Source organism: Pseudomonas sp. NCHU5216 (genome assembly GCF_052156495.1).
Classification (GTDB): Bacteria; Pseudomonadota; Gammaproteobacteria; order Pseudomonadales; family Pseudomonadaceae; genus Aquipseudomonas.
The window spans coordinates 40,308-65,609 of the sequence record NZ_JBQLIX010000008.1 but is presented as its reverse complement, the minus strand read 5'-3'; the positions used below and the strand labels follow the sequence as shown (position 1 = coordinate 65,609).

Genomic DNA, 25,302 nt, shown 5'->3' with positions numbered 1-25,302 from the left:
CCTGGTCATTCTGGGAACGGCCAGGACGGTCGGTTCCAGCGCTCAACTCGATAGGGGCTGCGCCCATGCCGCAACCATTCGTCTTCCGCACCATCGACCTCGATGGGCAGACCATCCGCACCGCGGTGCGTCCCGGTAACGGGCAACTGGTGCCGCTGCTGATCTTCAATGGCATCGGTGCCAACCTGGAGCTGGTCATGCCCTTCGTCCGAGCACTCGACCCGGACATGGAAGTGATCGCCTTCGACGTGCCCGGTGTCGGCGGCTCCTCCACGCCGACCACGCCCTATCGTTTCCCGGGCCTGGCCAAGCTGGCGGCGCGCATGCTCGATTACCTCGACTATGGCCAGGTCAACGCCATCGGCGTGTCCTGGGGCGGAGCCCTGGCGCAGCAGTTCGCTCACGACTACCCGGAACGCTGCAAGAAGCTGATCCTCGCCGCCACCTCGGCTGGCGCGGTGATGGTGCCGGGCAAGCCCAAGGTGCTCTGGCGCATGGCCAGCCCACGCCGTTATGTGCAGCCCTCCTACGGCGTACGCATCGCCCCGGACATCTACGGCGGAGCCTTCCGTCGTGACCCCAAGCTGGCCATGGCGCATGCCAGCAAGGTGCGCTCGGGCGGCAAGATGGGCTACTACTGGCAACTGTTCGCCGGCCTCGGCTGGACCAGCATCCACTGGCTGCACAAGATCCGCCAACCCACCCTGGTGATGGCCGGCGACGACGACCCCTTGATCCCGCTGATCAACATGCGTCTGCTGGCCTGGCGCATCCCCAACGCCGAACTGCACGTGATCGACGATGGCCACCTGTTCCTGGTGACCCGCGCCGAAGCCGTGGCACCGATCATCATGAAGTTCCTCGAAGAGGAGCGTCACCGCGCGGTGATGCACCCGCAACCTACGCCCGTCCGCCAATGAGCGACGGGCGCAGCGGGACGACTTGACCGCACCACCGGAGTGCGCGATGGTCGGACAGCTCGACGCAGAGGCCGCTAGCGGCCTTTCGCATTTTCGACGCGGCCGTCTGGAATGCACTTCCTGCGCGTCTGGTACAAGGCTTGCTGTGCCCGAGGTGAGCATTTGCCCCTGGCACCCTGAAGGTCTCTAGACGGTTTGACGACGGAGTGTTGCCCCATGCGAGACAAAACCAGTACTGGTGGTCTACCCGCCCCCGCCAGTTTCATCAACGCCCAGAGCGCAGTGGTCGGCATACGCGGCCGCGACCTGCTGTCCACCGTGCGCCTGCTGGCCGGCCACAGCCTGCGCAACCCGTTGCACAACGCCCGCCACCTGCTGGCCTTCGGCAGCCAGCTAGGCCGCGTGCTGCTCGGCGACACCCTGCACAAGCCCAATCCGCACGATGCCCGTTTCGCCGACCCCACCTGGCACCTCAACCCCTTCTACAAGCGCGGCCTGCAGGCCTACCTGGCCTGGCAGAAGCAGCTCAATGCCTGGATCGAGGAAAGCGACCTGCCCGCCGATGACCGCGCCCGGGCGCGCTTTCTCGCCGCCCTGCTCAGCGATGCCCTGTCACCCTCCAACAGCCTGCTCAACCCTTTGGCCCTCAAGGAGCTGTTCAACAGCGGTGGCAGCAGCCTGTTCAGTGGCCTGCGCCACCTGTTCGAGGATCTGCTGCACAACGATGGCATGCCCAGCCAGGTCAGCAAGCATGCCTTCGAGGTGGGCCGAAACCTGGCCACCACACCGGGCGCCGTGGTGTTTCGCAACGAACTGCTGGAGCTGATCCAGTACAAGCCGATGAGCGAGAAGCAGTACCTGCGCCCGCTGCTGATCGTGCCGCCGCAGATCAACAAGTACTACATCTTCGATCTTTCCAGCGACAAGAGCTTCGTCCAGTACGCACTGAAAAATGGCCTGCAGACCTTCATGATCAGTTGGCGCAACCCCGATCCACGTCATCGCGAGTGGGGGCTGTCGAGCTACGTACAGGCCGTCGAGGAAGCCATCGACGTTTGCCGCACCATCACCGGCAGCAAGGACGTCAACCTGCTCGGTGCCTGCGCCGGCGGCCTGACCATCGCCGCCCTGCAAGGCCACCTGCAGGCACGCCGGCAACTGCGCAAGGTCAGCAGCGCCACCTATTTGGTCAGCCTGATGGACAGCCAGATCGACAGCCCGGCCATGCTCTTCGCCGACGAAGAAACCCTGGAATCGGCCAAGCGCCGCTCCTACCAGAACGGCGTGCTCGACGGCCGCGACATGGCCCGCGTGTTCGCCTGGATGCGCCCCAACGACCTGATCTGGAACTACTGGATCAACAACTACCTGCTCGGCAAGCAGCCGCCAGCCTTCGACATCCTCTACTGGAACAACGACAGCACACGCCTGCCGGCGGCCCTGCACGGCGACCTGATCGACTTCTTCAAGCACAACCCGCTGACCCGTGCCGGTGCTCTGGAGGTGTGCGGCACGCCGGTGGATCTGAGCAAGGTCAACCTCGACAGCTTCAGCGTGGCCGGCATCAACGACCACATCACGCCGTGGGACGCGGTCTATCGCTCGACGTTGCTGCTCGGCGGCAATCGCCGCTTCATCCTCTCCAACAGCGGCCATATCCAGAGCATTCTCAACCCGCCGGGCAATCCCAAAGCCAACTACTACGAAAACCCTAAGCTCAGTTCGGATCCGCGTGCCTGGCTCCATGAGGCCCAGCACCAGCAAGGCAGTTGGTGGCCGCAGTGGCTGGAATGGATCCAGGCGCGTTCCGGCGAACAGCGCGATACCTTGCTGATGCTAGGCAGCGCCAAGTACCCGCCCATGGAAGCGGCCCCTGGCAACTACGTGCATATACGCTGAAACTCAAGGTCGGCGTCAGGCCGACCAGGCTAGCGTCAGCCTCCAGACGCGCAGAACAAGAAGAGACGGATGAAAACCCGCGAGCGCATCCTGCACACCGCCCTGCAGTTGTTCAACGAGCAGGGCGAACCCAATGTCTCCACCCTGGAAATCGCCAACGAACTGGAGATCAGCCCCGGCAACCTCTACTACCACTTCCACGGCAAGGAACCGCTGATACTGGAGCTGTTCGAGCGCTTCCAGGCCGAGATGGCGCCGCTGCTCGACCCGCCGGCCGATGCCCGCCTGGATGTGGAGGACTACTGGCTGTTCCTGCACCTGATCGTCGAACGCCTGGCGCAGTACCGCTTTCTCTTCCAGGATCTGTCCAACCTGGCCGGGCGCCTGCCGAAACTGGCACGCGGCATTCGTCACTGGTTGAACGCCCTCAAACGCACCCTGGCGGCGCTGCTGGCCCGCTTGATGGCCGAAGGCCAACTGGTCAGCGATACCCGTGCCCTGGGGCAACTGGTGGAGCAGATCACCCTGACCCTGCTGTTCTCGCTGGATTACCAACGCATCCTCGCCCAGGAAGGTGAAGTGCGCCTGGTGGTCTACCAGATCATGATGCTGGTCGCCCCACACCTCATGCAGCCTGCACGCAGCACAGTCGAACAACTGGCGCAGCGTTATCTGGAAGCCTGAGACGCCTTGCTAGCTGGTGCGCATGGCGCAGCCTACAAATAGAAACGCAAACGCCCGGCGCTAGGCCGGGCGTTCGTGATGCCTGAGAAACTCAGGACGATGTGGCTGGGGTTGCCGGGGTGGCAGCCGGAGCCGGTGCTGCTGCCGGGGTAGCAGCGGCGGCAGGCGCCGGTGTAGCTGGCTTCGCAGCAGCCTTGGGCGCAGCGGGTTTCTTCGCAGCCGGCTTCTTCGCTGCGGCCGGTTTGGCGGCTGCAGGTTTGGCAGCCGGCTTCGCAGCAGGCTTGGCCGCAGCCGCTTTGGCCGGAGCCTTGGCAGCGGGTTTGGCGGCGGCGGTCTTGGCTGGTGCCTTCGCCGCAGGCTTGGCGGCCGCCTTCGGAGCGGCCTTGGCAGTGGCTTTCGGGGCCGCTTTGGCAGCCGGTTTGGCGGCAGCTTTCGGCGCAGGCTTGGCCACCGACTTGGCGGAAACGCCGGTCAGCTTCTCCAGTTGCTTGGTCAGGCTGTCGACCTTTTCGTTGAGCGCCTTGACTTCGTTGCGGCTGGGCACGCCCAGGCGCGAGATGGCGTTGTTCAGACGCTTGTCGAACGCCTCCTCCAGCTCGCTCCACTTGCCGAACGCCTTGCCCTTGACCTCGTCGACCTTGGACTTGGCAGTGTCGACACGGGTGCCGACGCTGGTTTTCACCGCATCCACCTGCTTGTCGACTTCGGTCTTGGCCTGCTTCTCGGCCTTCTCGCCGTCCTTGACCAGCGTGTCGAACAGCTTGGTGCCGTCCTTGCTGATCTTGGAATAGGCGCCCAGGCCTGCCAACCAGATCTGGCGCGAGTATTTCTCGACCTCGCCGATCCAGGAGCTGGTCTGTTTTTCGGTTTTCTTCTTGACAGCCATCCTGATCTCCTTACTTGGTACGCGCGACGTGTTCGAGCAACGCACTCAGCTCGTCCAACTTAGCAGAGAGCAGCTCGACATCCTGCTTGGAGGGAATGCCGATGCGATTGAGCGCAGCAGCCACCCGAGTATCGAAAGCCTTCTCGATCTTGTCGAGCTGAACTTCGACCTTACCCTTGACGCTGGTCACGTTACTGTTGACCGACTGCTTGACCGACTCGATCTGGCTGTTGGCCGCTTCGACTTGATCGTCGACCAGTTTCTTGCCCTTGGTCTCGACGCTTTCGCCGGCTTTGACCAGTTCCTTGAAGTACTCGGCACCCTCGCTACCGGCCTTGGCGTAGGCCCCCAGGCCGGCGAGGTAGATCTTGCGGGCATAGCCCTTCACGTCGTCGAACAGACCCGGCTTGTCCTCGACCACGGCTTCGGTTTTTTTCTTCACGGCAACTTTCGACATGGTGCACCTCACGCGCTGTGACAGTTAGCGGAAACGCCCACGGAGTGCAGGCTTGAGCACAGCCTATGAAGAAAAATTAGAAATCGCATACTAAGAGCAGCGGCAAGCTTCAAGCCGCAAGCTTCAAGTTAAAAGCCAAAATAGCTGCAAGCCGCCCGAAGCCTACCAACAACTCCGTATCGCTTTTGCTCTTACTTGAAGCTTGTGGCTTGCAGCTTGTAGCTGCTGCTAAGCCAGGGATTTGTCCAGTGCCTGTTCGATCTCGCGCTGGATCATCCCGCCCATGGCCGACAGCAACAGGCCCAGTTTGACCTCGACGCGCACGCTGTCTTCGCCCACCTCGATCTGGCCATCGGCGCCACTGCGTTTGAACTCCAGTGTGTCGCCGTTCCAGCGGTAGCGCACGTCGTACTCGCTGGCCAGACGTTCAGCCAGGCGCTCGGCCTTTGCGCGGGCGGCCTCGCGGCCGAGGGAATGGGATCGTTCGACACGAATGCGGGACATGACAACTCCTTGAAACAGGCAGGCGCCGCAACTCTGCGGCATGAAGTCACAGCACTCTAACAGGCTGTTGAAAAACTACCTACGTTGCCATTGCTGCGTTAAAAACAGGCTCACAGCCGAAGGCTGAACGCGCTTTAGCGCGGCCCCGAAGGGGTGAGCGAAGCGAATCAAGTGCTCATTTACAGCTCGTAAACTCCGCTTTTTCGCCTGTTTTTGCCTTGCACTGGCTGCCTCGCCTACGTTTTTCAACGGCCTGCTAACAGCCCGCCAACCCACCTGGCACCCAGGCAAGACAAAGGCGGCAGGCGGCTTTAGAATGGGACGGTTTTCTACCCGGTGAGAGCGACATGAGCGATCCACGCAAGGCCCAGGAGCATGAACCCACCACCCACTTCGGCTTCCAGGACGTACCGGAAAGCCAGAAGGCGGAAAAAGTGGCCGAGGTCTTCCATTCGGTAGCCGCCAAGTACGACCTGATGAACGACGTGCTCTCCGGCGGCCTGCATCGTCTGTGGAAGCGCTTCACCATCGAGCTCTCCGGCGTGCGCCCGGGCAACCGCGTGCTGGACATCGCCGGCGGCACGGGTGACCTGACCCGCAAGTTTTCCAGCATCGTCGGCCCTACCGGCCAGGTGGTGCTGGCCGATATCAACGACTCCATGCTCAAGGTCGGTCGTGATCGCCTGCTGGACAAGGGTGTGGCCGGCAACGTGCAGTTCGTCCAGGCCGATGCCGAGAAGCTGCCCTTCCCCGACAACCACTTCGACGTGGTCACCATCGCCTTCGGCCTGCGCAACGTCACCCACAAGGAAGATGCCCTGCGCTCCATGCTGCGTGTGCTCAAGCCCGGTGGCCGCCTGCTGGTGCTGGAATTCTCCAAGCCCGGCAACCCGTTGCTGGCGAAGATCTACGACACCTATTCGTTCAGCTTCATGCCGCTGGCCGGCAAGCTGATCACCAACGACTCGGACAGCTACCGTTACCTCGCCGAATCGATCCGCATGCACCCGGATCAGGAAACCCTCAAGGCGATGATGGCCGACGCCGGCTTCGAGCGTGTCACCTACCACAACATGACCGGCGGCATCGTCGCCCTGCACCGCGGCATCAAACCCTGATGCTGATGACTGGCTTGCTGGCCGGCGTCGAAACGGGCCTCAATCGCGTCCTGCGCCTCGATGGCACGGCGCTGCCACGCCTGCACGCCCTGGCCGGCAAGGTCATCGCCGTGCAGTGCCAGAGCCCGGCGCTGGAGCTGTTCATCCTGCCCAGCGGCGAGGGTCTGCAACTGGCATCCCAGTGGCACGCACCCGCCGACTGCACCCTGACGGCACCGGCCGCCAGCCTGGTGCGCCTGGCCCTGAGCCGCGACAAGACCGCCGTGCTGCACGCCCCCGAGGTCACCCTCGACGGCGACAGCGGCGTGCTTATGCAGCTGGCCAGCATCCTCCAGGATCTGGAGCTGGACTGGGAATACGAAGTCTCGCGCTGGCTCGGCCCGGTGGCCACCACCCTGCTCGCCGGCCACCTGCGCAGCCGCGTGAACCTGGCCACGAACGGCGCCGCCAGCCTCAAGCAAGACCTGGCCGATTACCTGGCCGAAGAATCGCGCACCCTGGTCGGCCAGCGTGAGGCCGATGTGCGCTTCGCCGAGCTGGATCAACTCAAACTCGCCCTCGACCGCCTGGAAGCACGCATCGAGCGCCTCACTTGTGCCCATAAGCCTGACGCATGAAGCTGCTCGCCGTTCGCCGCCTGTTCCGTATCCAACGTGTGGTCATCCGCTACCAACTGGACGAATTGCTCCTCGAACTGCCGTTGCCGGTATGGCTACGCGCGCTGTCCTGGCTGCTGCCCTGGCGCTGGCTGCCGCGCAAAGCGCTGGAGCTGTCGCGCGGGACACGCCTGCGCCTGGCGCTGGAGGATCTCGGGCCGATCTTCATCAAGTTCGGCCAGTTGCTCTCCACCCGTCGCGACCTGCTGCCGCCGGATATCGCCGACGAGTTGGCGCACCTGCAGGATCGTGTGCCGCCCTTCCCCGAAGACCAGGCCATCGCCCTGATCGAGCGCCAGCTCGGCGCGCCGGTCAGCGAAGTCTTCGCCCGCTTCGACAGCCAGCCGCTGGCCTCGGCCTCGGTGGCCCAGGTGCATGCCGCACGGCTGAAAAGCGGCGAAGAAGTGGTGGTCAAAGTGGTGCGCCCGGGCCTCAAGCCGGTGATCCGCCAAGATCTGGCCTGGCTGTTCCTGATTGCTCGGATCGCCGAGAAGGCCTCGGCCGATGCGCGCCGCCTGCGCCCGGTGGAAGTGGTCAGCGACTACGAGAAGACCATCTACGACGAACTCGACCTGCTGCGCGAGGCGGCCAACGCCAGCCAGTTGCGGCGCAACTTCGAGGGCTCGCCCCTGCTCTACGTGCCTCAGGTGTACTGGGATCTGTGCCGCCATCAGGTGCTGGTGATGGAGCGTATCTACGGTATCCCGGTCACCGACCTAGCCACCCTGGCCGACCAACGCACCGACATGAAGCTGCTGGCCGAGCGCGGCGTGGAGATCTTCTTCACCCAGGTGTTCCGCGACAGCTTCTTCCATGCCGACATGCACCCCGGCAACATCTTCGTCAGCACCCGCACGCCCTGGAGCCCGCAGTACATCGCCATCGACTGTGGCATCGTCGGCAGCCTCACCGACGAGGATCAGGATTATCTGGCACGCAACCTGGTCGCCTTCTTCAAGCGCGACTACCGCAAGGTGGCGCAACTGCACATCGACTCGGGCTGGGTGCCGGCGCAAACCAAGGTCAACGAGTTCGAGGCGGCGATTCGTACCGTATGCGAGCCGATCTTCGAGAAGCCGCTGAAGGACATCTCCTTCGGTCAGTTGCTGCTGCGTCTGTTCCAGACCGCGCGACGCTTCAACATGGAAGTGCAGCCGCAACTCGTGCTGCTGCAGAAGACCCTGCTCAATATCGAAGGCCTCGGTCGCCAGCTCTACCCGGAGCTCGACCTGTGGAGCACCGCGCAGCCCTTCCTCGAACGCTGGATGCGCGAGCGCGTCAGCCCCCTGCACCTGCTGCGCAACCTGCAGCAACAGGCCGAACAGGTGCCACATCTGTCGCAGATCGCCCGCGACACCCTGGAGCGTCTGCAACAGGCCCCCACTGTCCAGACGCCGGCGCAGAGCGCACAATGGCCACTGCGCCTGCTCGGCGCCGCACTGATCGGTGCCGGTGCCGTGCAGGGCCTGGCACCACTGCTGGCCGCCTGGCCTGCCTGGCTGATGCTTGGTGCGGGTCTCTATCTGGTGCTGCGCCGATAGCCAGTAGGCTGCGGCACTGGCACACTTGGCGAATCGACAGCCCGGCAACGCCGGCAGACTTGGAACACCGATGAACGATTGGCTCGACGAAATCCACTGGAACGAAGACGGCCTGGTGCCGGCCATCGCCCAGGATCACCAGACCGGCCGCATCCTGATGATGGCCTGGATGAACCGCGAATCCCTCGCCCTCACCGTCAATGAACAACGTGCCATCTACTGGTCACGTTCGCGCGGCAAGCTGTGGCGCAAGGGCGAGGAGTCCGGCCATGTGCAGAAACTGCACGAACTGCGTCTGGACTGCGATGCCGACGTCATCGTGCTGATGGTCGAGCAACTGGGCGGTATCGCCTGCCATACAGGGCGTGAAAGCTGCTTCTACCGCGTTTATGAGAACGGCGCCTGGAAGACCGTCGACGCCGTACTCAAAGACCCGCACGCCATCTATGCAGGACACAGCCATGAGTGACACCCTGAGCCGCCTGGCCGAAGTGCTGGAGGCGCGCAAGGGCGCAGCCCCCGACAGCTCCTATGTCGCCAGCCTCTATCACAAGGGCCTGAACAAGATTCTGGAAAAGGTCGGCGAGGAGTCGGTGGAAACCATCCTCGCCGCCAAGGACGCCGCAAGCAGTGGCGACAGCACGGACCTGATCTACGAAACCGCCGATCTCTGGTTCCACAGCCTGGTCATGCTCGCCGCCCTCGGTCAGCACCCGCAGGCCGTGCTGGACGAACTGGATCGCCGTTTCGGCCTCTCCGGCCACGCGGAAAAAGCCGCGCGCCCGCAATCCGAATAACTTTCACAACGGAGAACTCATCATGGGTTTCGGCGGTATCAGCATCTGGCAACTCCTGATCATCCTGCTCATCGTGGTCATGCTGTTCGGCACCAAGCGCCTGAAGAACCTGGGCTCGGATCTGGGTGATGCGATCAAGGGCTTCCGCAAGTCGATGGACAACGCCGAGGCCGACAAGCCGGGCGTGGAAGACGCCAAGGGCCAGACCATCGACGCCCAGGCACGCAAGGTCGAAGAGCCAGCGAAGAAAGACTGAGCCATGTTCGACATCGGTTTCACCGAACTGCTGCTGGTCGGCCTGGTTGCTCTGGTGGTACTGGGCCCCGAGCGCTTACCAGGGGCCGTGCGCACGGCCGGCCTGTGGGTGGGGCGAATCAAGCGCAGCTTCCACTCGATCAAGGCCGAAGTGGAGCGGGAGATCGGCGCCGACGAGATTCGCCGTCAGTTGCACAACGAGCGGATTCTCGAACTGGAGCGGGAGATGCAGGCAATGAAACAGGGGTTGACCGGCTCGCTGGTCGACAAGCCTGATCAGCCTGCCGCACAGCCCCCTGCCGAAACGCCTCAGCCGCCCCAGGACAAGACGCCCCAGCCATGAGCCGACATACGGACGCTGACCAGGAAATGCCCCTGGTCTCCCACCTGACCGAACTGCGCACGCGCCTGTTGCGTTGCGTGGTGATCATCCTGCTGATCTTCGCCGGCCTGTTCTACTTCTCCCAGGATATCTACGCCCTGGTGGCAGCGCCGCTGCGCGCCTACCTGCCAGCCGGGGCGACCATGATCGCCACGGGCGTCGCCTCACCCTTCCTCACGCCCTTCAAGCTGACGCTGATGTGCGCGCTGTTCCTGAGCATGCCGGTGATCCTGCACCAGGCCTGGGGCTTCATCGCGCCGGGGCTGTACACCCACGAGAAACGCATCGCCGTACCGTTGCTGATCTCCAGCATCTTTCTGTTCTACGCCGGCATGGCCTTCGCCTATTTCGTGGTGTTCCCCATCATGTTCGGCTTCTTCGCCAGCGTGACCCCGGAAGGGGTGGCGATGATGACCGACATCGGTCAGTACCTGGATTTCGTCCTCACCCTGTTCTTCGCCTTCGGCGTGGCCTTCGAGATTCCCATCGCCACCTTCCTGGTGATCTGGATCGGCCTGGTCGACGTGGCCACCCTGCGCAAGAGCCGCCCCTACGTGATCGTCGGCTGCTTCATCGTCGGCATGGTGCTGACACCGCCGGACGTGTTCTCGCAGACGCTGCTGGCCGTGCCCATGTGGTTGCTGTTCGAGAGCGGCCTGCTGGCTGGCGCGCTGGTCAAACGCAAGCGCGATGAGCAAGAGGCCGAGGAAGAAGCCAAGCCCGAAGACCAGCCACCCGCACCGCTGTCGTGAACCTGCTGCTGCTGGAAGATGCCGACTTCGTCGGCGTCGATCGGGTGCGTCTCAGTGGCCGGCGTCTCAAGCACCTGCATGAAGTGCACCGCGCCGAGGCCGGCGACCGCCTGCGGGTCGGCCGCCTTGGCGGGGCGATGGGCGAAGGGCACTTGCTCAGCCTGGATGCCGACAGCGCAGAAATCGCGGTCGAACTGAACCAGGCGCCCCCCGCCAAGCTGCCGCTGACCCTGGTTCTCGCCCTGCCCCGGCCGAAGATGCTCAAGCGCACCCTGCAGACCATCGCCAGCATGGGCGTGCCGCGCCTGGTATTGGTCAACAGCTACCGGGTGGAAAAGAGCTTCTGGCAGACGCCTTTCCTGCAGCCCGAGGAGATTCGCGAACAGTTGATCCTCGGCCTGGAGCAGGCGCGCGACACCGTGCTGCCCGAGGTGAGCATCGAGAAACGCTTCAAGCCCTTCGTCGAGGATCGCCTGCCGGCACTGGCAGCCGGCACCCTCGGCCTGGTCGGCCACCCTGGCGACTACCCGGCCTGCCCGCGCGCCGTACAGGAGCCCGTGACATTGGCCGTCGGCCCGGAAGGCGGCTGGATTCCCTACGAGGTCGAGCTGCTGCGCGAAGCCGCAGGCCTGCAACCAGTGCAGCTCGGTGAGCGCATTCTGCGCGTGGAGACTGCAGTGCCGGTGCTGCTGGCCAGGTTGTTCTAAACCCCATAGGCGCGAGCTCTGCTCGCGAAGCTCTTGGGTCTGCGCTATAGGGCGGTCCGGAACGCCGGCCGCTCGTAGCGCCAGCGAACAGTCCGCCAGGCACGCCCGGAGAAATCAAACCTCCAGCAGGAAGGTCACCGGCCCATCGTTGACCAGATGCACCTGCATATTGGCGCCAAAGCGCCCGGTCGCGACCTGCGGGTGCTGAGCGCGCGCCAACTCGACCAGCGCATCGAACAGCGCCGCCCCCTGCACCGGTGGCGCCGCGCTAGAGAAGCTGGGGCGCATGCCGCTTTTGGTATCGGCGGCCAGGGTGAACTGCGAGACCAGCAGCAGGCCGCCGCCGACATCCTTGAGCGAACGATTCATCTTGCCCGCTTCGTCACTGAACACCCGGTAGTTGAGCAGCTTGTGCAGGGCGCGCGTCAGGCTGGCCTGATCGTCCTGCGGCTCGATGCCGACCAGCGCCAGCAGGCCCTGGTCGATGCTGCCCACCACCTCCTCTTCGACTTCGACCCTGGCAGCACTGACGCGCTGGATCAGCAGCTTCATGCGTCCACCGGCGGCAGGTCGAGCAGGCGCTGAGCCATTTGCTCGGCAGCCCGCACCAGGGCATCGGTGATACCCGGCTCGGCCGCCGAGTGACCGGCATCGCGGATGATCTGCAGCTCGCTGTTGGGCCAGGCCTGGTGCAGTGCCCAGGCATTGTCCAGCGGGCAGATCACGTCGTAACGGCCATGCACGATGATGCCTGGCAGATGGGCGATCTGCGCCATGTCACGCAGAAGCTGGTCGGGCTCGAGGAAGGCATCGTTGACGAAGTAGTGACATTCGATGCGAGCGATGGACAGCGCCCGGTGCGCCTCGCTGAAGCGGTCGACCACCTGCGGGTTGGGGCGCAGGGTCGCGGTGCGGCCTTCCCAGGTCGACCAGGCCTTGGCTGCGTGCATCTGGGCGATCTGGTCGGCGCCGGTCAGGCGCTTGTAGAAGGCCTGCATCAGGTCGCCGCGCTCCTCGACCGGAATGGGCGCCACGTAGTCCTCCCAGTAATCGGGAAACAGGCGGCTGGCGCCCTCCTGGTAGAACCAGTGAAACTCCTGCGGCCGGCACAGAAAGATGCCGCGCAGGATCAAGCCAAGCACGCGCTGGGGATGCGCCTGGGCATAAGCCAGCGCCAGGGTCGAGCCCCAGGAGCCGCCGAACAGCACGAATTTGTCGACGCCCAGGTGCTCGCGGATGCGCTCGATATCGGCGATCAACGCTTGCGTGGTGTTGTTCTCCAAGCTCGCGTGCGGCGTGGAGCGACCACAACCACGCTGGTCGAAGGTAACGATGCGGTAGAGATTGGGGTCGAAATAACGTCGGCTGGCCGCATCGCATCCGGCACCTGGGCCGCCATGGATGAACAGCACCGGTAACCCGTCCGCCGAGCCGCTCTCGTCGACATAGAGCACGTGGGGGGGCTCGACCGCCAGTTCATGGCGGGCATAGGGTTTGATCTCCGGATACAAAGTCTGCATGGTGGGCTCCTGGCTGATGGACGCGACTACCGTGTTCCGCTATGCCAGGCATCATAACCATGAAAAGGACGTTCAGCATGTCAGCCAGACTTCTACTCGCCCCTCTGCTGCTTTTCTGCACATTTCTGCTTGCCGCCTGCGGCGCCAAGGAGGATCCACAGGCCGCCCTGGAAGCAGCCGTTCAACAGCTCCAGGACAACCTCGAGGCCAAGCGCAACGGGGCGGTGCTGGAGCAATTGCACCCGGACTTCAAGGCCCAGCAGGAACTCGATCGCGACTGGGCCAAACGCACCATGACCTTGCTCTTCCTGCGCCACAAGAACGTCAAGGTGATCGCCCTGGGCAAGAATAGCTGGATCGACCCGGCCATCAGCAGCAAGGGTTACACCGAAGCGCAGGTCGGCCTGACCGGAGCCGAAGGCTTGATCCCCGACAGCGCGCGGCACTACTCGGTGAAGCTGGAGTGGTGGCTCGATGACGGCGAATGGAAGCTCGCGCGCCTGAATTGGGAGTGACCACCTAGCCCGGATGCAATCCGCGGATCGTTCCCGGATTGCATCCGGGCTACCCAGCTCTCAATCAGCCTTGCGCCAGATCAGCTCGGACGTGTCGTAGCCCTGCTCGCGGGCCACGCTGAGCAGTTTGTCGCGAGTCGCCTGATCCACTTCGGGGGTGCGTGACAGCAACCACAGGTACTTGCGCTCAGGATGGCCGACCAGCGCCACGCGGTAGTCATCGTCGTGGTACAGCACCCAGTAGTCACCCTTGATCGGCAGAATCTTGCTGACCCAGTTGTCGAAACGCACCCAGAGCTTGTCGGTACGGCCCGGAACCTGCGGCTCGGCCGTGCCCTTGGCCTCGATCCACTCGCCGTCCGCGTCGCGGCAGCGGTTGGTGACATCGATGCGGCCATCCTCGCGCAGGTCGTAGTGGGCCTCGGACTGCACGCAATTACGCTGGAAGAACATCGGCAGTCGCGCCAGCTCGTACCAGGTGCCCTGGTAGCGCTGCAGGTCGACCTGCACGGTTTCGGGTGGCTCGACGGCCGCCGGGCCGGTGCCGGAATTGGCGCAGCCGACGAGGGCCAGCATGGCGCCGGCAATGAGGATGGAACGCATGAGATCTCCTGTTACTTGAGCCCCTTGCCGGAGAACATCATCACCTTGTCTCCGGCGTACTGGACGCTGATATAGGCCTTGTCGTCGCCCCAGGTGCAACTGGTCATCCCCAGTGCGCCTGCGCATTCTTCCGGTGCGCCGAGCAGGTGCTCCACCTCGGCCTTGCTCATGCCGGCCTCGAGCTTGGCGTAGTTTTCCTGGTTGACCTTGTTGCAGGCAGCGAGCAGACAGCAGGTGAGCAAGACGAAAGCACGCTTGGACATGGGTGAAACTCCTGATGGGAAGATGCCAGCAAGCTTGGCATAGCCTGCGGCGACTTGCCCGCTTGGAGTTAGAAACTCGAACCGGGTTCCCGCAGGAAGGCCAGTTCCGCGTCCGTGGAAGCGCGACCGAGGATGGCGTTGCGATGGGGGAAGCGGGCAAAGCGCTCGATCACGCGCAGATGGCGTTCGGCATAATCGAGAAAATCCGCGAAGGTGGCCCGCTCCGCTCCCTCGGCCTGCTCCAGCAGCGCGCGAAACAGCGCCACCGCGCGCTGCTGCAGATGCAGGTCTTCGGCATGCTCGAACACCAGATAGGCGAACACCCGCTGGATCGGTGTCAGCTCGCCATCCCAGCCTCGCGCCAGCCCGGCCTCCAGCAAGGGACGAGCCAGGGCGTCGCCGGCAAAGGCCCGCGGCGTGTCGCGAAAGATCATGCGCGGGAGCTGGTCGAGCAGGATCAACTGCGCCAGCCAGCCCTGCGGATTCTCGTCCCAGCCGTGCAGCTCAGCGGCCAGTGCCTGCTCGACCCAGGCGCCAAAGCGCTCGCTGGCCTCGCGATCCTGGCTGTCGCGCTTGCCGAACCACAGGCCTCGGCGCGCTGCCGCCACCTCGCTGGCCGGGGCATCAGCGGCACCGAACCACCAGTCGAGCAGCGGCTGCCAAGCGTTCATCAGCTGCGATGGTAGGCGGTGATGCGCAGCACTTCTTCCTTGGAGCCGAGGAAAACCGGCACCCGCTGATGCAGGGAAGTGGGCTGAATATCGAGGATGCGCTGGCTGCCATCGGTGGCGGCACCGCCGGCCTGTTCGATGATCATCGACATCGGGTTGGCCTCGTACATCAGGCGCAGCTTGCCCGGTTTGTCCGGCTCACGAGCATCCCACGGGTACATGAAGATGCCGCCACGGGTGAGGATACGGTGCACGTCAGCCACCATCGAGGCGATCCAGCGCATGTTGTAGTTGCGCCCCAGCGGGCCGGTTTCGCCGGCCAGCAGTTCGGAGACGTAACGCTGCACAGGCGCCTCCCAGTGGCGCTGGTTGGACATGTTGATGGCGAATTCCTTGGTGGATTCCGGCACCTTGATGTTGTCGTGGGTGAGCACGAAGCTGCCCAACTCGCGATCCAGGGTGAAGCCCTTGACGCCATTGCCCAGGGTCAGCATGAGCATGGTCTGCGGGCCGTAGATGGCATAACCGGCACAAACCTGCTCGGTGCCCGGCTGCAGGAAGGCTTCTTCGCCCAGATCGCCGGTGTCGCCATTGCGCTCGGGGCAGCGCAGCACGGAGAAGATGGTACCCACCGAGACGTTGACATCGATGTTGCTGGAGCCGTCCAGCGGGTCGAACACCAGCAGGTAGGCACCTTTCGGATACTTGCCGGGAATCTGGTAGGCGTTGTCCATTTCCTCGGAGGCCATGCCGGCCAGGTGGCCGCCCCACTCGTTGGCTTCGAGGAGGATCTCGTTGGAGATCACGTCGAGCTTCTTCTGCACCTCGCCCTGCACGTTCTCGCTGTCCAGGCTGCCCAGTACACCGCCAAGGGCACCCTTGGAAACCTGGTGGCTGATCGCCTTGCAGGCCCGCGCCACGACTTCGATAAGGAAACGCAGGTCGGCCGGGGTGTTGTGGCTGCGAGTCTGCTCGATCAGGTAGCGGCTGAGGGTGACACGGGACATGGATGGCTCCGGAAAGGGAAAAAACCCGCGCAGTTTAACCCGAGTCGCCGGGCAATGCTGCCTGCTGGGATGGATGGTGGGATTCGCCGCCCGGCAACTGGCAGCAGACCCGGTTGCGCCCGCTGCGCTTGGCTTCGTACATGGCGGCATCGGCCACCTGCAACAGCTCGTCCAGACGCTGCCCTTGCAATGGCCAATGTGCCAGGCCGGCAGACAGGGTGACACGCTGATCGCCCCCTCGGGTTGGCAGTGCTCGGCTGGCTAGCTGCGCGCAGAGCTGCTGCAGACGCGAGCGAGCCTCGCCGGGGTCGACGCCGGGCATGATCAGCAGGAACTCCTCGCCGCCAATACGAAAGACCGCGTCGGTACTGCGCAGGTTCTCCAGCAGATGCTGGGCGACCGCCTTGAGTACGTCATCACCGACCAGGTGACCGCATTCGTCGTTCAGCCGCTTGAAATGATCGAGATCGATCAGCGCCAGCGCCAAAGGAAGCTTCTCGCGCTGCACCCGGGCGTGTTCACGGTCGAAGAACTCGTCCAGGTAGCGGCGGTTGTAGAGGCCGGTCAGGGGGTCGCACAGTGCCTGCTCGCGCAATTGTTCGTGCAGCAGCGAGATGGTGCGCAGACGTTCCTCGCTCAGCGCCAGCGCCTCGGCCAGCTTGAGCTTGGCCAGATGGCGCTGGGTCACGTCGCGCACGTAGAGCATGCGCCCCAGCAGCACCGGGCCATGACGGGTGATGCGTTCGATGCCGCGCACGCGCACTTCGTAATAGCGCGCGGCGCTGGTCAGGGTCAGCATCTGCTCGCTGGCCTCGCCGCCCTGCGCTTGCAGCAGGTGATGCAGGTCACAGCCGAACACCGGCCAGTCGGCCAGAGCGCGGCCCTGCCAACCCTGTGTCAGGCCAGCCAGTTTCAGCGCAGCCGGGTTGGCCTCGATCACCCGCCCGCGTGGGTCGATCACCAGTACCGGGTCGATCAGCGCCTCCAGCAGCAGATGGCGCGCCACCGGCAGCAGGTCGAACAGACGCACGCCGAGAATCAACCAGGCGAAGGCCAGCAGGGTGAAGGCGAAGCAGAAGGGAGTGGGATCGACACCGAAGAGGGTCCAACCGAAGCCCACGTAGGCCACGTTGGCGACCCAGGGCGCGGCCGTGACCAGCACGAAGCCCAGATAATGACGGCGATGCAGCCCCTTGCTGAGCAGCGCCGCACGCACCACCACCCCCATGCAGAAGGCCATCAGCAGGTAGACGTAGGCCGCTGTGGCATAGAACAGCGGGCCATGCACGTAGCGCACCGGCGCGCCTGGCGTATCGCCGATGGGGGCACTGCTATCGAGGTAGAACAGGCCATGCCAGGGGTTGCTCAACGCCGCGCCCCACACCAGCAGCGGCATCAGGCTCAGCGCCAGCATGCCCAGGCGCGGCATCGGCCGACGCACGCTATTGACGTACTGCCAGAGGAACACCGCCCAGAAGGTGGGCGTGAAAATAATCCCCAACCAGGCGACAGAGGCCCAGAACATCTTGCAATCGGCGGCCATCACGCTCAGTTCCAGCGATGCGCTGGCCATCCACCAGAGGCTCGACAAATGCAGCAGGATGAAGCTGTCGCGCCCCGGAAAGTCACGCTGCCGACTCATCCAGTGCGCCAGCAGGATGACGCCGAAGCACACCAGCGAGGTGACCAGAACGGGGGGCGAAGGCGACCAGCCCGAGGTCATGCAGGCGTACATCAGCGCACCTCTGCGAAATGGCAGCGGCCAGCGATGCGAGCGAGGGTGCGAATCAACGTGGACAAGCTGGCTTTCCAGACCGAAGGATGAAGGGCGCAACGCCCGGAACGGTTTTGCAGATCAACGCCGGTAGCGACGACCTGCAAGCATGATCGCGAACGCCGCCTAAGATACTGCAAAAGCGCCGGCCAGGCAGGTGCTGTTTGCCATAGCCGGCTCAGCTGTCGGGCGCACGCCTGAGCAGACTGAAGGCCATGCCAGCCAGCAGAGCGACCCCTGCCAAGAGCAGGCCCCAGAGCCCCCAGCGGCGCAGGTCGCCCGCGTGGCCATCGGCCTGGCTGGCCGCCTCCGACACGGCTGCTTGGCTGTCATCGGCCTCGGCCGTGCCCAGCATCGCCAGGCGCTCGGGTCGGTAATCCGGAATCAGCATGGTCAGCGGCAGGGCAGCCGAGCTGGCCCCGGCGTTACCCACAGCCAGGGTAAACGGCGGCTCGCCACGGGCCAGGAACACCAACTCGCTGGCGCGCAGGGCAACCTGCAACCGTGGTGGCTGCTGGCCCAGCCCACCTCCACGGGCATCCACCTGCAGGCGCAACTGGCTGACCGGCCAGCCCGGCAGGGCCATCTCGTCCTGGCGTAGCTCGCGGGCACCATCGCTCAAGCGATAGAACAGTCCCGTGGCCAGGGGCTGCCAGCCCGCCTGCTCGTTGGCCCGCCCCTCGAAACGCACTGGCGCCAGGGTATTGGGGGCATCCAGGGTCATACGCAAGCGCTCCAATGGCATGGCCTGGGGCAATTGCCACTGGTACTGGTTCTTGCCCAGGGCCCGTGCCGGCAGCACCGCTGACCACGACAATGGCGCAGCCTGGTTGGCCTGCTGGCGGCTGCGCAGGGTCACCACGTCCAGCGTGGGCGCCTGCCGCGGGCTCTGCCAGAGCAGGCGCAGATAGCGGGCGCGCTGGCCCGGCAGCTCGACCTGGCGCTGGTCGATGCGCTCGCCGGCAAAGCTCAGCCGTGCCACCTGCCCTTCCCCCCAACTGCGCCAGTGTTGCAGGTCGTCGCTGGCCTCGATGCTGAAGCGCTGAAAACCTTCTTCGGCGCCACTCCAGCTCAAACTCAAGCGTACCAAGGGGATCTTGATGCTGCTGGCATCGAGCAGCCAGCCACGCAGTTGCCGCTCGGCCGCTGTCGGTGTCTGATCGCTCAGCTCGATCAATGTACCGTCGCTGCTGCGCTGCACCCGTAACCGCGGCGCGGCGCCGGGCTCATCCTCGGCATACAGGGGGAACCAGCGCACGCCATGTTCCTGGAACTGCTCCTGCGTCTGCGCCTGTCCGGGCAGCAAGGCGTAGGCCTGCGCCTGCCCCAGGCCATCGAACACGCGCACATCGCGCAGGTCGCCATGGCGGGCGGCAAAATAGACGCTGGCGGGCAACGCCAACCGATACCAGGGCCCCTCGCCCTGCAGACTCAACGGCAGATGCTGACGGAAGTCCTGCGCCTGCTCTTCGGCCTGCGCTGCGCCGGCCATGGCCAGCAGCAGGGTCAACAGCGCGGTGCTGATTTTCACGATAACGACTCCTCGTTCGCGGTGGTGGCCTCCTGACCACGTGGCGGCAGCGGCGCGAAATAGCCCACCACCAGCAGCAGTACGCCAACGCCGATGAACGACACGATGCGTTCCAGGCCACCGCGATTGCCCAGCTCGATGAAGAACAGCTTGGCCACCACCAGGGCGATCAATGCAGCGCCCACCAGCCACAGCTCACGGCGTGCACGCAGGTGGCCGAAGAGCATCAGCGCCAGGGCGATCAGCGTCCAAACGATGGACAAACCAGCCTGCACCAGCATCGACTCGAACAGCGCAGCACTCTGCCAGGGTACGCCGCCCCAATGGTGGACGGCGCGCATCACCATCACCGTCAGCAGGGCGAACAGCGACGCCCCGGCCACGACCTGCACCACCTGCAGCGTGCGACTCGGCTGAACGCCAAAACGCGGCAGGGCAAAGCGGCTCCAGACCAGCAGCGCACCGAGGCACAGCAACAGGCCCAGCTCCAGTGGGTTGAACAGGGGCAGGTAAGGCAGCGGATCGCTGTCGCCGGCGCTGTTGGCATTGGCCAGCCAGAACCAGGCGAGCATCAGCGCCGCCAGCGGCGCCGCCGCCCACAGCCGGTACTCACGCTCGAAGCTGAGCACCGGCCAAGGTAGCCGGCGGGCCTGGGCCATCACCCACAAATAGGCGGTCGGCAACAATGCCCAGCCCAACCAGCGCCAGGCGTTGTAGTGTTCGGCCAGGCTCAGCAGCAGATAGCGCAACTCCAGCGCCAGCACGCCAATCAGCAACCAGCAGCCAAGCACATGGGCGACACTGGCCGCGGTGCTCGGCAGCAGTTCGGTGAGCCGCTTCAATATCAACAGGTGCACGACCAGCACGGCAGCCCAGCCCAGCCAGGCGAAATTCGCCAGTGGGTGGTAGTAGGGGTGCCAGGCGAAGGCCAGGATCAATCCCGCCACGGGCGCCAGCAGGCTGCACAGGGTCGCCAGTTCGCGCCAGCGGGTACGCAGGGCCAGCCGCATCCAGACCAGCGCCGACAATGCGGCCAGCACCAGCAATGCACTGCCCTGCAGCTCCGGCGCCATGAAGCGCAGCACTTCACTGGCCAACGCCAGGGCCCACCAGGCTGCGCCCCAGCCCAGCAACAGTTGGCCCAGGCGCTGCAGGCTCACACTGGCGATGCCCGTTTCCTGGCCATTGTGCACCAAGCTATGCAGACGCCAGGCGCCAATCTGCGCGGCCAGGCCAAGCACGGCGGGCGTCCAGAAGCCGGTATGCGCCAGCGGCGACAGGCCCTCGCCACTGATGCCCGCGAGCAATAGCGGCCCGGCGGCGAGGAAGGCCAGGCCGGCGAATACCTGCAGCACCAGGCTGAACAGGAACGCCGCGCGCTGCTGCAGGTAAAGCGCCAGCCAGAGAATCAGCAGCCCCGTGCCGCCCCACACCGCCGCTGCGGCGACCCAGGGCAGCACGAACAGCACCGCCAGATTGATGAACACCAGGCCCACCAGCATCACCATCGACAAGGCGCCGAGCAGGCGGCGATTCTGGCGAATCAGCGGATCACGCGCCGCCAGCAACATGCCGGCGATCAATCCCAGGCCAACCATAGACGCCGCCAGCAGGCCGAACCAGCCGGCACTGAAACCACCACGGCCGAACAGCGAATCCAGGGCCATCTGGCCGAGGAACAACAAACCACCGAGCAACTGAATGGCGAAAGCGCTGTAGACGAAGCTTGGCGCGGCGAGGCGCAGGCCAACGAACAAGGTCGCCAGCCCGGCCAGCGCCCAGGCAATCGCGGTACCGGGTGCCTCGAACAGCAGCGGAGCAATCAGATAGAGAAAGGCCAAGCCGGCCAGCCCCAGCCAGGGCAACAAGCGGTTTTCCCTGGCACTGGCGAGCCCTGGCGCCTGGCGCAGTTGCCAATAGCTGAACAGCAACGCCGCACCGAGCATCAGCGCGCCCAGCGGCGAGCCATCGAGCAGGCTGTCGTAGCCGAAATCCAGGCCAGTGACGAAGGCCAACGCCGCGCCCACCTGTAGCAACAGGGCGAACGCACGTGCCAGCGGCCGCCCTTGACGCAGGCCCAGCCAGAAGATGCCGGCGCCTTCCACGGCCCAGGCCGCACTGGTCCAGCGCGCATCGAGGCCGAGCGGGATGGCCAGGCTGGCGAACACCACGCCGAGTGCCAGGCAGGTTTCCACCAGCAGCAGCGCGCGTTCACCTGCACGTGCCTTGAGCACCCGCGCCAGCAGCAGATAGAACAGCCCCAGGCCGAGGGCGCTGAATGCCGCAGCGAACTCGATATGCCGTACCAACGCCACCTGCAGGCCGAAGCCCACCAGCGGTGGGCCGAACAGCGTGGTGGCATCGACGTAATCGCCACGCCGTAGCGACCAGCGCAGCAGCTCGTCACGCGTCTCGGGCGCGCCCGCCGCGTCGCGCAGGGTGCGGCGGGCGAACAGCAGGCCGATGGCCACGTACATCAGGAAGAACAGCAGCAGGAACGGCTCGGTGCTCCACAGCAGCTCCGGCGTGTAGGAACGCAGGCCCCAGGCGAAACCGATACCGAAGGTACCGACGAAGCCGATCAGGTTGAGCAGGCGCCAGGCCTTGAACCAGGCGATGGCGAAGATGCCGGCGTTGAGCAGGGCGAAGTAGGAGAACAGCGCGACATGGTTGCCACTGCCGGTAGAGGTGAGAATCGGCGCGGCAAAGCCGCCGATCGCCGCCGCAGCCGCCAGGCTCAGCGCATTCTGCTGCACGGCGAGGATGGCCGAGAACGCCGTCACCGCCACCAGCAGGCCGAGGGCCATGCCCGGATCGAGCAGCGGGTGCAGACGCATGGCGGCGAATACCGTCAGGTACAGCACGGCAATGCCGGTACCCTGCAGCACCAGGGCGTACCCCCGATTGCGCCGACGCAGCCACCAGCCCAGCCCCAATAGCGCCAGGGCACTGGCGGCAACGCCCATATAGCGCAGCTCCACCGGCACTTCGACCCCTTCGGTGGCGTAACGCAGGAGGAAGGCCAGGCCGAGAAACAGCAGCACCACGCCGACCCGCAGCACGGTATTGCCACCCAGCAACCAGGCCTTGGCCGCCGCGATACCGCGCTCGAGCAGATTCGGCTCACGTGGCACTGGCTCGCGCCAGGGGCTCTGTTGTGGAGCGGGCTGGGGCTGATGTGCAACCTGGGCAGCCAGCGGTTCCGCCTCATCGGCAGGCCGCGGCGGTTCTATTTCCGGCAAGGGCTCGAGTGTCCAGTCCAGTTCCGGCACAGGCTCTTCGGCAACGATGGGCTCGGACTGAGGTTCGGCCGGCAGATCGACGGCGGGCTCGGCAGGCGCAGGAACCGGCTCGGGCTCGCGGCGCTCGCCCTGCTCCACCTTGAGCAAACGTTCGTGAATGGCCTGGGTGCCGCGCTCGAAGCGTTCGGCGAAGTCCTTGAGCTGCGCGGCCAGTTGCGCGTTACGCGCCTCCAACCCTTGCAGACGTAGCGCCTGGCCCAGCACGAGGCCGAGCAAGGCTCCGAGCAGCGCGCCCGTGACCGATTCACCAGCGCCCGCCCCGAGCACCAAACCGACCAGCATGAAGATCCATTGCATGCGTTATGTCCCAACCCTGAGAAAGAAGTCGCCTCGCGTTCCAGCAGGCCGAGACGGGCACCCAGTATAGGAGTCGCATCGACCAACACACAGAGAGACGACTGCCAAGCCGTTCACAGGCACAACGCAAAGTGGCCAACCGCCAGCCGGTGCTTCACAAACGCCACGCGCCCGCTATCATCGCCGCCCCGTGATCGACGCGGCATAGACCGCCCCAAGCCCACCATGCTCAAGCCCCGCCTGATAGCCGCTGCAGAAATCGACCGCCTGGAAACCTGGGCCAAATACACGGCCGACATGTGCCATAGCTGCATGTCCAGTTGCTGCACCCTGCCGGTGGAAGTACGCCTGAACGACCTGATCCGCCTGGAACTGGTAGACGAGTTCGAGCGCAGCGAGCCGCCGAAGAACATCGCCAAGCGCCTGCAGAAGGAGGGTGTGGTCGAGCGCTTCAACCAGAAGTCGGGCATCTTCACCCTGACGCGCATGTCCAACAACGACTGCCTGTTCCTCGACCGCAAGACGCGCCTGTGCAGCGTCTACGAGAAGCGCCCGGACACCTGCCGTCATCATCCCAAGGTAGGCCCACGGCCGGGATATTGCGCATACAAGCCCAAGTGAGACTCAGCGCCGCAAGCCGATGACCCGCCCCACGCAGGCGGGTTGCGCCAACGCCTGATGCTCCGCAGCCAACCGTGCCACGCTGCCCGCCACTTGCTCATCGAACGGCGCGCCACGACCAGCGGCGCTATCGATGTTCATGAGCATCTGCTCGCTTTCCGCCAGGCTGGCCGCTTCGCCGGGCCGATACAGTGCATGGTGAATATGCAGGCGCTTGGCGTCATGCGCCAGCAACTGGCTGCGCACCTCGACTTGTTCGCCCTCCTTCACTTCCGCCAGGAAGTTGAGGTGGCATTCCAGGGTGTACAGCGTGTGCCCTGTGCGGTCGCGACCGGCCTCGTCCAGGCCCAGCAGGTCCATCAGCGCATCGGTGGCATGGCTGAAGATCAGCAGATAGAAGGCATCGCGCAGATGGCCGTTGTAGTCGACCCAGTCGGAGGGGATGGTGGTTTGGTAGCTGGTCAGCGGCTTGGCTGGCATACAGGCGACTCCTGAAATGCCCCTCTCCCCCAGCCCCTCTCCCGCAAGCGGGAGAGGGGGGCGGTTCGGAGTCGTTGGATATCTCCGCGTAGGGTGCGCTATGCGCACCGAGAATGACTCGGTTACTCGGCAAAGAATGGCTCGGCTACTCGGCGAACTCGAAGCCATGCTTGGCCTTGGTCTGGCGAATCGCCTCCAGCACCGCCAGCAGGCAATCGTCGCGGTAGCGTTCCAGGGCATCCAGGCTGCGCTCGCCCTGCTGCTCGGCCGTGCCTTCGACCACCGCGTCGATCAGTCCCTCGGTCAGTTCCGGCGCCTCCAGGTAAGTCCAGGGCAGCTTCAGCGCCGGGCCGAACTGGGCCATGAAGTGGCGCATGCCGGCCGGGCCGCCGGCCAGGGTGTAGGTGAGAAAGCTGCCCATGAACGACCAGCGCAGGCCGGCGCCGAAACGGATCGCGTCGTCGATCTCGCCGGTGGTCGCCACGCCATCGTTGACCAGGTGCAGTGCCTCACGCCATAGCGCTTCGAGCAGACGGTCGGCGATGAAACCCGGCACTTCCTTGCGCACGTGCAAGGGGCGCATACCCAGCGTTTCATACACCTGCATGGCCGCCTGCAGCGCCTCGGGCGCGGTCTTGGCACCGCCCACCACCTCCACCAGCGGCAGCAGATACACCGGGTTGAAGGGATGGCCAACCACGCAGCGCTCGGGGTGGGCGGCGTCGGCATAAAACTCGCTGGGCAACAGGCCCGAGGTGCTGGAGCCGATCAACACCTCGGGACGGGCGGCAGCGCTGATCCTGGCGTGCAGCTCGCATTTGAGGTCGAGGCGTTCGGGCGCGCTTTCCTGGATGAAATCGGCGTCACGCACGCAATCTTCGATGCTGCTGACGAAGCGCAGGCGCTCCAGCGAGGCGCCGGGTGCCAGGCCCTGCTTCTCCAGCGCGGGCCAGGCATTGGCCAGGCGCGTGCGCAGCGCAGCCTCGGCGCCGGGAGCCGGATCCCAGGCGATCACGTCGAGGCCATGGGCCAGGGCGCGGGCTATCCAGCCAGCGCCGATCACGCCGGTGCCAAGGGCGGCAAAGGTCTTGATATGGGTGACGAAGGTCATCTCGGGTTCCTTGCTGATGTAGCCCGGATGCAATCCGGGGAAATTTCAC

General features: G+C 64.9%; 28 protein-coding genes. 14 read left to right on the top strand and 14 right to left on the bottom strand.

From position 1 onward, the window contains the following. Positions 1 to 65 precede the first annotated feature (65 nt). The 3 genes from phaZ to ACSVIK_RS08615 all read left to right on the top strand — a co-directional run bounded on the left by phaZ (position 66) and on the right by ACSVIK_RS08615 (position 3,503). Positions 66 to 920: a poly(3-hydroxyalkanoate) depolymerase gene (gene phaZ / locus ACSVIK_RS08625; RefSeq protein WP_442443932.1), complete on the top strand. Its 855-nt coding sequence runs from the start codon at positions 66 to 68 to the stop codon at positions 918 to 920. Positions 921 to 1,136: 216 nt separating this feature from the next. Continuing rightward, entirely contained in the window at positions 1,137 to 2,819 is a 1,683-nt protein-coding gene (phaC, locus tag ACSVIK_RS08620; protein ID WP_442443931.1) for a class II poly(R)-hydroxyalkanoic acid synthase, read from the top strand. Positions 2,820 to 2,888: 69 nt separating this feature from the next. Further along, a complete protein-coding gene (locus ACSVIK_RS08615) occupies positions 2,889 to 3,503 on the top strand; it encodes a TetR/AcrR family transcriptional regulator (protein WP_442443930.1) in 615 nt (204 codons plus the stop codon). Between the two features lie 91 nt (positions 3,504 to 3,594). Here the strand turns inward: ACSVIK_RS08615 and ACSVIK_RS08610 are convergent, their stop codons facing one another. From ACSVIK_RS08610 to ACSVIK_RS08600, 3 genes are all read right to left on the bottom strand, one after another. Beyond that, complete coding sequence (locus tag ACSVIK_RS08610; RefSeq protein ID WP_442443929.1) at positions 3,595 to 4,389, bottom strand: phasin family protein; 795 nt, start codon at positions 4,387 to 4,389, stop codon at positions 3,595 to 3,597. A gap of 10 nt (positions 4,390 to 4,399) precedes the next feature. After that, positions 4,400 to 4,846, bottom strand: coding sequence for a phasin family protein (locus ACSVIK_RS08605; RefSeq protein WP_442443928.1), 447 nt, complete (start codon positions 4,844 to 4,846; stop codon positions 4,400 to 4,402). Positions 4,847 to 5,074: 228 nt separating this feature from the next. After that, positions 5,075 to 5,350, bottom strand: coding sequence for a polyhydroxyalkanoic acid system family protein (locus ACSVIK_RS08600; protein ID WP_442443927.1), 276 nt, complete (start codon positions 5,348 to 5,350; stop codon positions 5,075 to 5,077). A 347-nt stretch (positions 5,351 to 5,697) separates the two neighbouring features. On the opposite strand from ACSVIK_RS08600, the gene ubiE reads away from it, so the two are divergent. The 9 genes from ubiE (at position 5,698) to ACSVIK_RS08555 (ending at position 11,558) form a co-directional block, all read left to right on the top strand. Next, the gene (gene ubiE, locus ACSVIK_RS08595; protein ID WP_442443926.1) at positions 5,698 to 6,468 is read left to right on the top strand and encodes a bifunctional demethylmenaquinone methyltransferase/2-methoxy-6-polyprenyl-1,4-benzoquinol methylase UbiE; all 771 of its coding nucleotides are present in this window, start codon (positions 5,698 to 5,700) and stop codon (positions 6,466 to 6,468) included. Further along, complete coding sequence (locus tag ACSVIK_RS08590; protein WP_442443925.1) at positions 6,468 to 7,085, top strand: ubiquinone biosynthesis accessory factor UbiJ; 618 nt, start codon at positions 6,468 to 6,470, stop codon at positions 7,083 to 7,085. The genes ubiE and ACSVIK_RS08590 overlap by 1 nt, the downstream gene beginning before the upstream one ends. After that, positions 7,082 to 8,665: a ubiquinone biosynthesis regulatory protein kinase UbiB gene (ubiB, locus tag ACSVIK_RS08585; RefSeq protein WP_442443924.1), complete on the top strand. Its 1,584-nt coding sequence runs from the start codon at positions 7,082 to 7,084 to the stop codon at positions 8,663 to 8,665. The genes ACSVIK_RS08590 and ubiB overlap by 4 nt, the downstream gene beginning before the upstream one ends. Before the next feature lie 70 nt (positions 8,666 to 8,735). Beyond that, positions 8,736 to 9,134 carry a phosphoribosyl-AMP cyclohydrolase gene (gene hisI, locus ACSVIK_RS08580; RefSeq protein WP_442443923.1) on the top strand — a complete coding sequence of 133 codons (399 nt, stop codon included), beginning with the start codon at positions 8,736 to 8,738 and terminating at the stop codon, positions 9,132 to 9,134. Further along, positions 9,127 to 9,462, top strand: coding sequence for a phosphoribosyl-ATP diphosphatase (locus tag ACSVIK_RS08575; RefSeq protein ID WP_442443922.1), 336 nt, complete (start codon positions 9,127 to 9,129; stop codon positions 9,460 to 9,462). Before hisI ends, ACSVIK_RS08575 begins: the two co-directional genes overlap by 8 nt. Positions 9,463 to 9,484: 22 nt before the next feature. After that, on the top strand, positions 9,485 to 9,718 hold the full coding sequence (tatA, locus tag ACSVIK_RS08570; RefSeq protein ID WP_268180879.1) for a twin-arginine translocase TatA/TatE family subunit: 234 nt from the start codon (positions 9,485 to 9,487) through the stop codon (positions 9,716 to 9,718). Between the two features lie 3 nt (positions 9,719 to 9,721). After that, positions 9,722 to 10,060 carry a Sec-independent protein translocase protein TatB gene (gene tatB, locus ACSVIK_RS08565; protein WP_442443921.1) on the top strand — a complete coding sequence of 113 codons (339 nt, stop codon included), beginning with the start codon at positions 9,722 to 9,724 and terminating at the stop codon, positions 10,058 to 10,060. Next, positions 10,057 to 10,851: a twin-arginine translocase subunit TatC gene (gene tatC, locus ACSVIK_RS08560; protein WP_442443920.1), complete on the top strand. Its 795-nt coding sequence runs from the start codon at positions 10,057 to 10,059 to the stop codon at positions 10,849 to 10,851. The genes tatB and tatC overlap by 4 nt, the downstream gene beginning before the upstream one ends. Next, positions 10,848 to 11,558: a 16S rRNA (uracil(1498)-N(3))-methyltransferase gene (locus ACSVIK_RS08555; RefSeq protein WP_442443919.1), complete on the top strand. Its 711-nt coding sequence runs from the start codon at positions 10,848 to 10,850 to the stop codon at positions 11,556 to 11,558. Before tatC ends, ACSVIK_RS08555 begins: the two co-directional genes overlap by 4 nt. A gap of 114 nt (positions 11,559 to 11,672) precedes the next feature. On the opposite strand, the gene dtd is transcribed toward ACSVIK_RS08555, so the two are convergent. Then, positions 11,673 to 12,110, bottom strand: a complete 438-nt coding sequence (gene dtd, locus ACSVIK_RS08550; protein ID WP_442443918.1) for a D-aminoacyl-tRNA deacylase — start codon at positions 12,108 to 12,110, stop codon at positions 11,673 to 11,675. Then, positions 12,107 to 13,078, bottom strand: a complete 972-nt coding sequence (pip, locus tag ACSVIK_RS08545; RefSeq protein WP_442443917.1) for a prolyl aminopeptidase — start codon at positions 13,076 to 13,078, stop codon at positions 12,107 to 12,109. The genes dtd and pip overlap by 4 nt, the downstream gene beginning before the upstream one ends. A 77-nt stretch (positions 13,079 to 13,155) precedes the next feature. Between pip and ACSVIK_RS08540 the strand changes: the two genes are divergently transcribed. Continuing rightward, positions 13,156 to 13,593: a hypothetical protein gene (locus ACSVIK_RS08540; RefSeq protein WP_442443916.1), complete on the top strand. Its 438-nt coding sequence runs from the start codon at positions 13,156 to 13,158 to the stop codon at positions 13,591 to 13,593. A gap of 60 nt (positions 13,594 to 13,653) precedes the next feature. On the opposite strand, the gene ACSVIK_RS08535 is transcribed toward ACSVIK_RS08540, so the two are convergent. From ACSVIK_RS08535 to ACSVIK_RS08505, 7 genes are all read right to left on the bottom strand, one after another. Further along, positions 13,654 to 14,196, bottom strand: coding sequence for a lipocalin family protein (locus ACSVIK_RS08535; RefSeq protein WP_442443915.1), 543 nt, complete (start codon positions 14,194 to 14,196; stop codon positions 13,654 to 13,656). An 11-nt stretch (positions 14,197 to 14,207) separates the two neighbouring features. Next, positions 14,208 to 14,459, bottom strand: coding sequence for an outer membrane protein assembly factor BamE domain-containing protein (bamE, locus tag ACSVIK_RS08530; RefSeq protein ID WP_277373619.1), 252 nt, complete (start codon positions 14,457 to 14,459; stop codon positions 14,208 to 14,210). Between the two features lie 68 nt (positions 14,460 to 14,527). Beyond that, complete coding sequence (locus ACSVIK_RS08525) at positions 14,528 to 15,130, bottom strand: DUF924 family protein (RefSeq protein ID WP_442443914.1); 603 nt, start codon at positions 15,128 to 15,130, stop codon at positions 14,528 to 14,530. Beyond that, entirely contained in the window at positions 15,130 to 16,137 is a 1,008-nt protein-coding gene (locus ACSVIK_RS08520; protein ID WP_442443913.1) for a class 1 fructose-bisphosphatase, read from the bottom strand. The genes ACSVIK_RS08525 and ACSVIK_RS08520 overlap by 1 nt, the downstream gene beginning before the upstream one ends. Positions 16,138 to 16,171: 34 nt before the next feature. Beyond that, positions 16,172 to 17,872, bottom strand: a complete 1,701-nt coding sequence (locus tag ACSVIK_RS08515) for a histidine kinase N-terminal 7TM domain-containing diguanylate cyclase (RefSeq protein WP_442443912.1) — start codon at positions 17,870 to 17,872, stop codon at positions 16,172 to 16,174. 217 nt (positions 17,873 to 18,089) lie between these two features. Beyond that, positions 18,090 to 19,442 carry a DUF3999 domain-containing protein gene (locus tag ACSVIK_RS08510; RefSeq protein WP_442443911.1) on the bottom strand — a complete coding sequence of 451 codons (1,353 nt, stop codon included), beginning with the start codon at positions 19,440 to 19,442 and terminating at the stop codon, positions 18,090 to 18,092. Continuing rightward, positions 19,439 to 23,041 (bottom strand): DUF2339 domain-containing protein, encoded by a 3,603-nt coding sequence (locus ACSVIK_RS08505; RefSeq protein ID WP_442443910.1) that lies wholly within the window; start codon positions 23,039 to 23,041, stop codon positions 19,439 to 19,441. The genes ACSVIK_RS08510 and ACSVIK_RS08505 overlap by 4 nt, the downstream gene beginning before the upstream one ends. Positions 23,042 to 23,266: 225 nt before the next feature. On the opposite strand from ACSVIK_RS08505, the gene ACSVIK_RS08500 reads away from it, so the two are divergent. Further along, entirely contained in the window at positions 23,267 to 23,662 is a 396-nt protein-coding gene (locus ACSVIK_RS08500) for a YkgJ family cysteine cluster protein (protein ID WP_442443909.1), read from the top strand. Between the two features lie 3 nt (positions 23,663 to 23,665). Here the strand turns inward: ACSVIK_RS08500 and ACSVIK_RS08495 are convergent, their stop codons facing one another. Both ACSVIK_RS08495 and ACSVIK_RS08490 read right to left on the bottom strand, forming a co-directional pair. Then, positions 23,666 to 24,142 carry a thioesterase family protein gene (locus tag ACSVIK_RS08495; protein WP_442443908.1) on the bottom strand — a complete coding sequence of 159 codons (477 nt, stop codon included), beginning with the start codon at positions 24,140 to 24,142 and terminating at the stop codon, positions 23,666 to 23,668. A gap of 145 nt (positions 24,143 to 24,287) precedes the next feature. Next, entirely contained in the window at positions 24,288 to 25,253 is a 966-nt protein-coding gene (locus ACSVIK_RS08490; RefSeq protein ID WP_442443907.1) for an L-carnitine dehydrogenase, read from the bottom strand. Positions 25,254 to 25,302 lie beyond the last annotated feature (49 nt).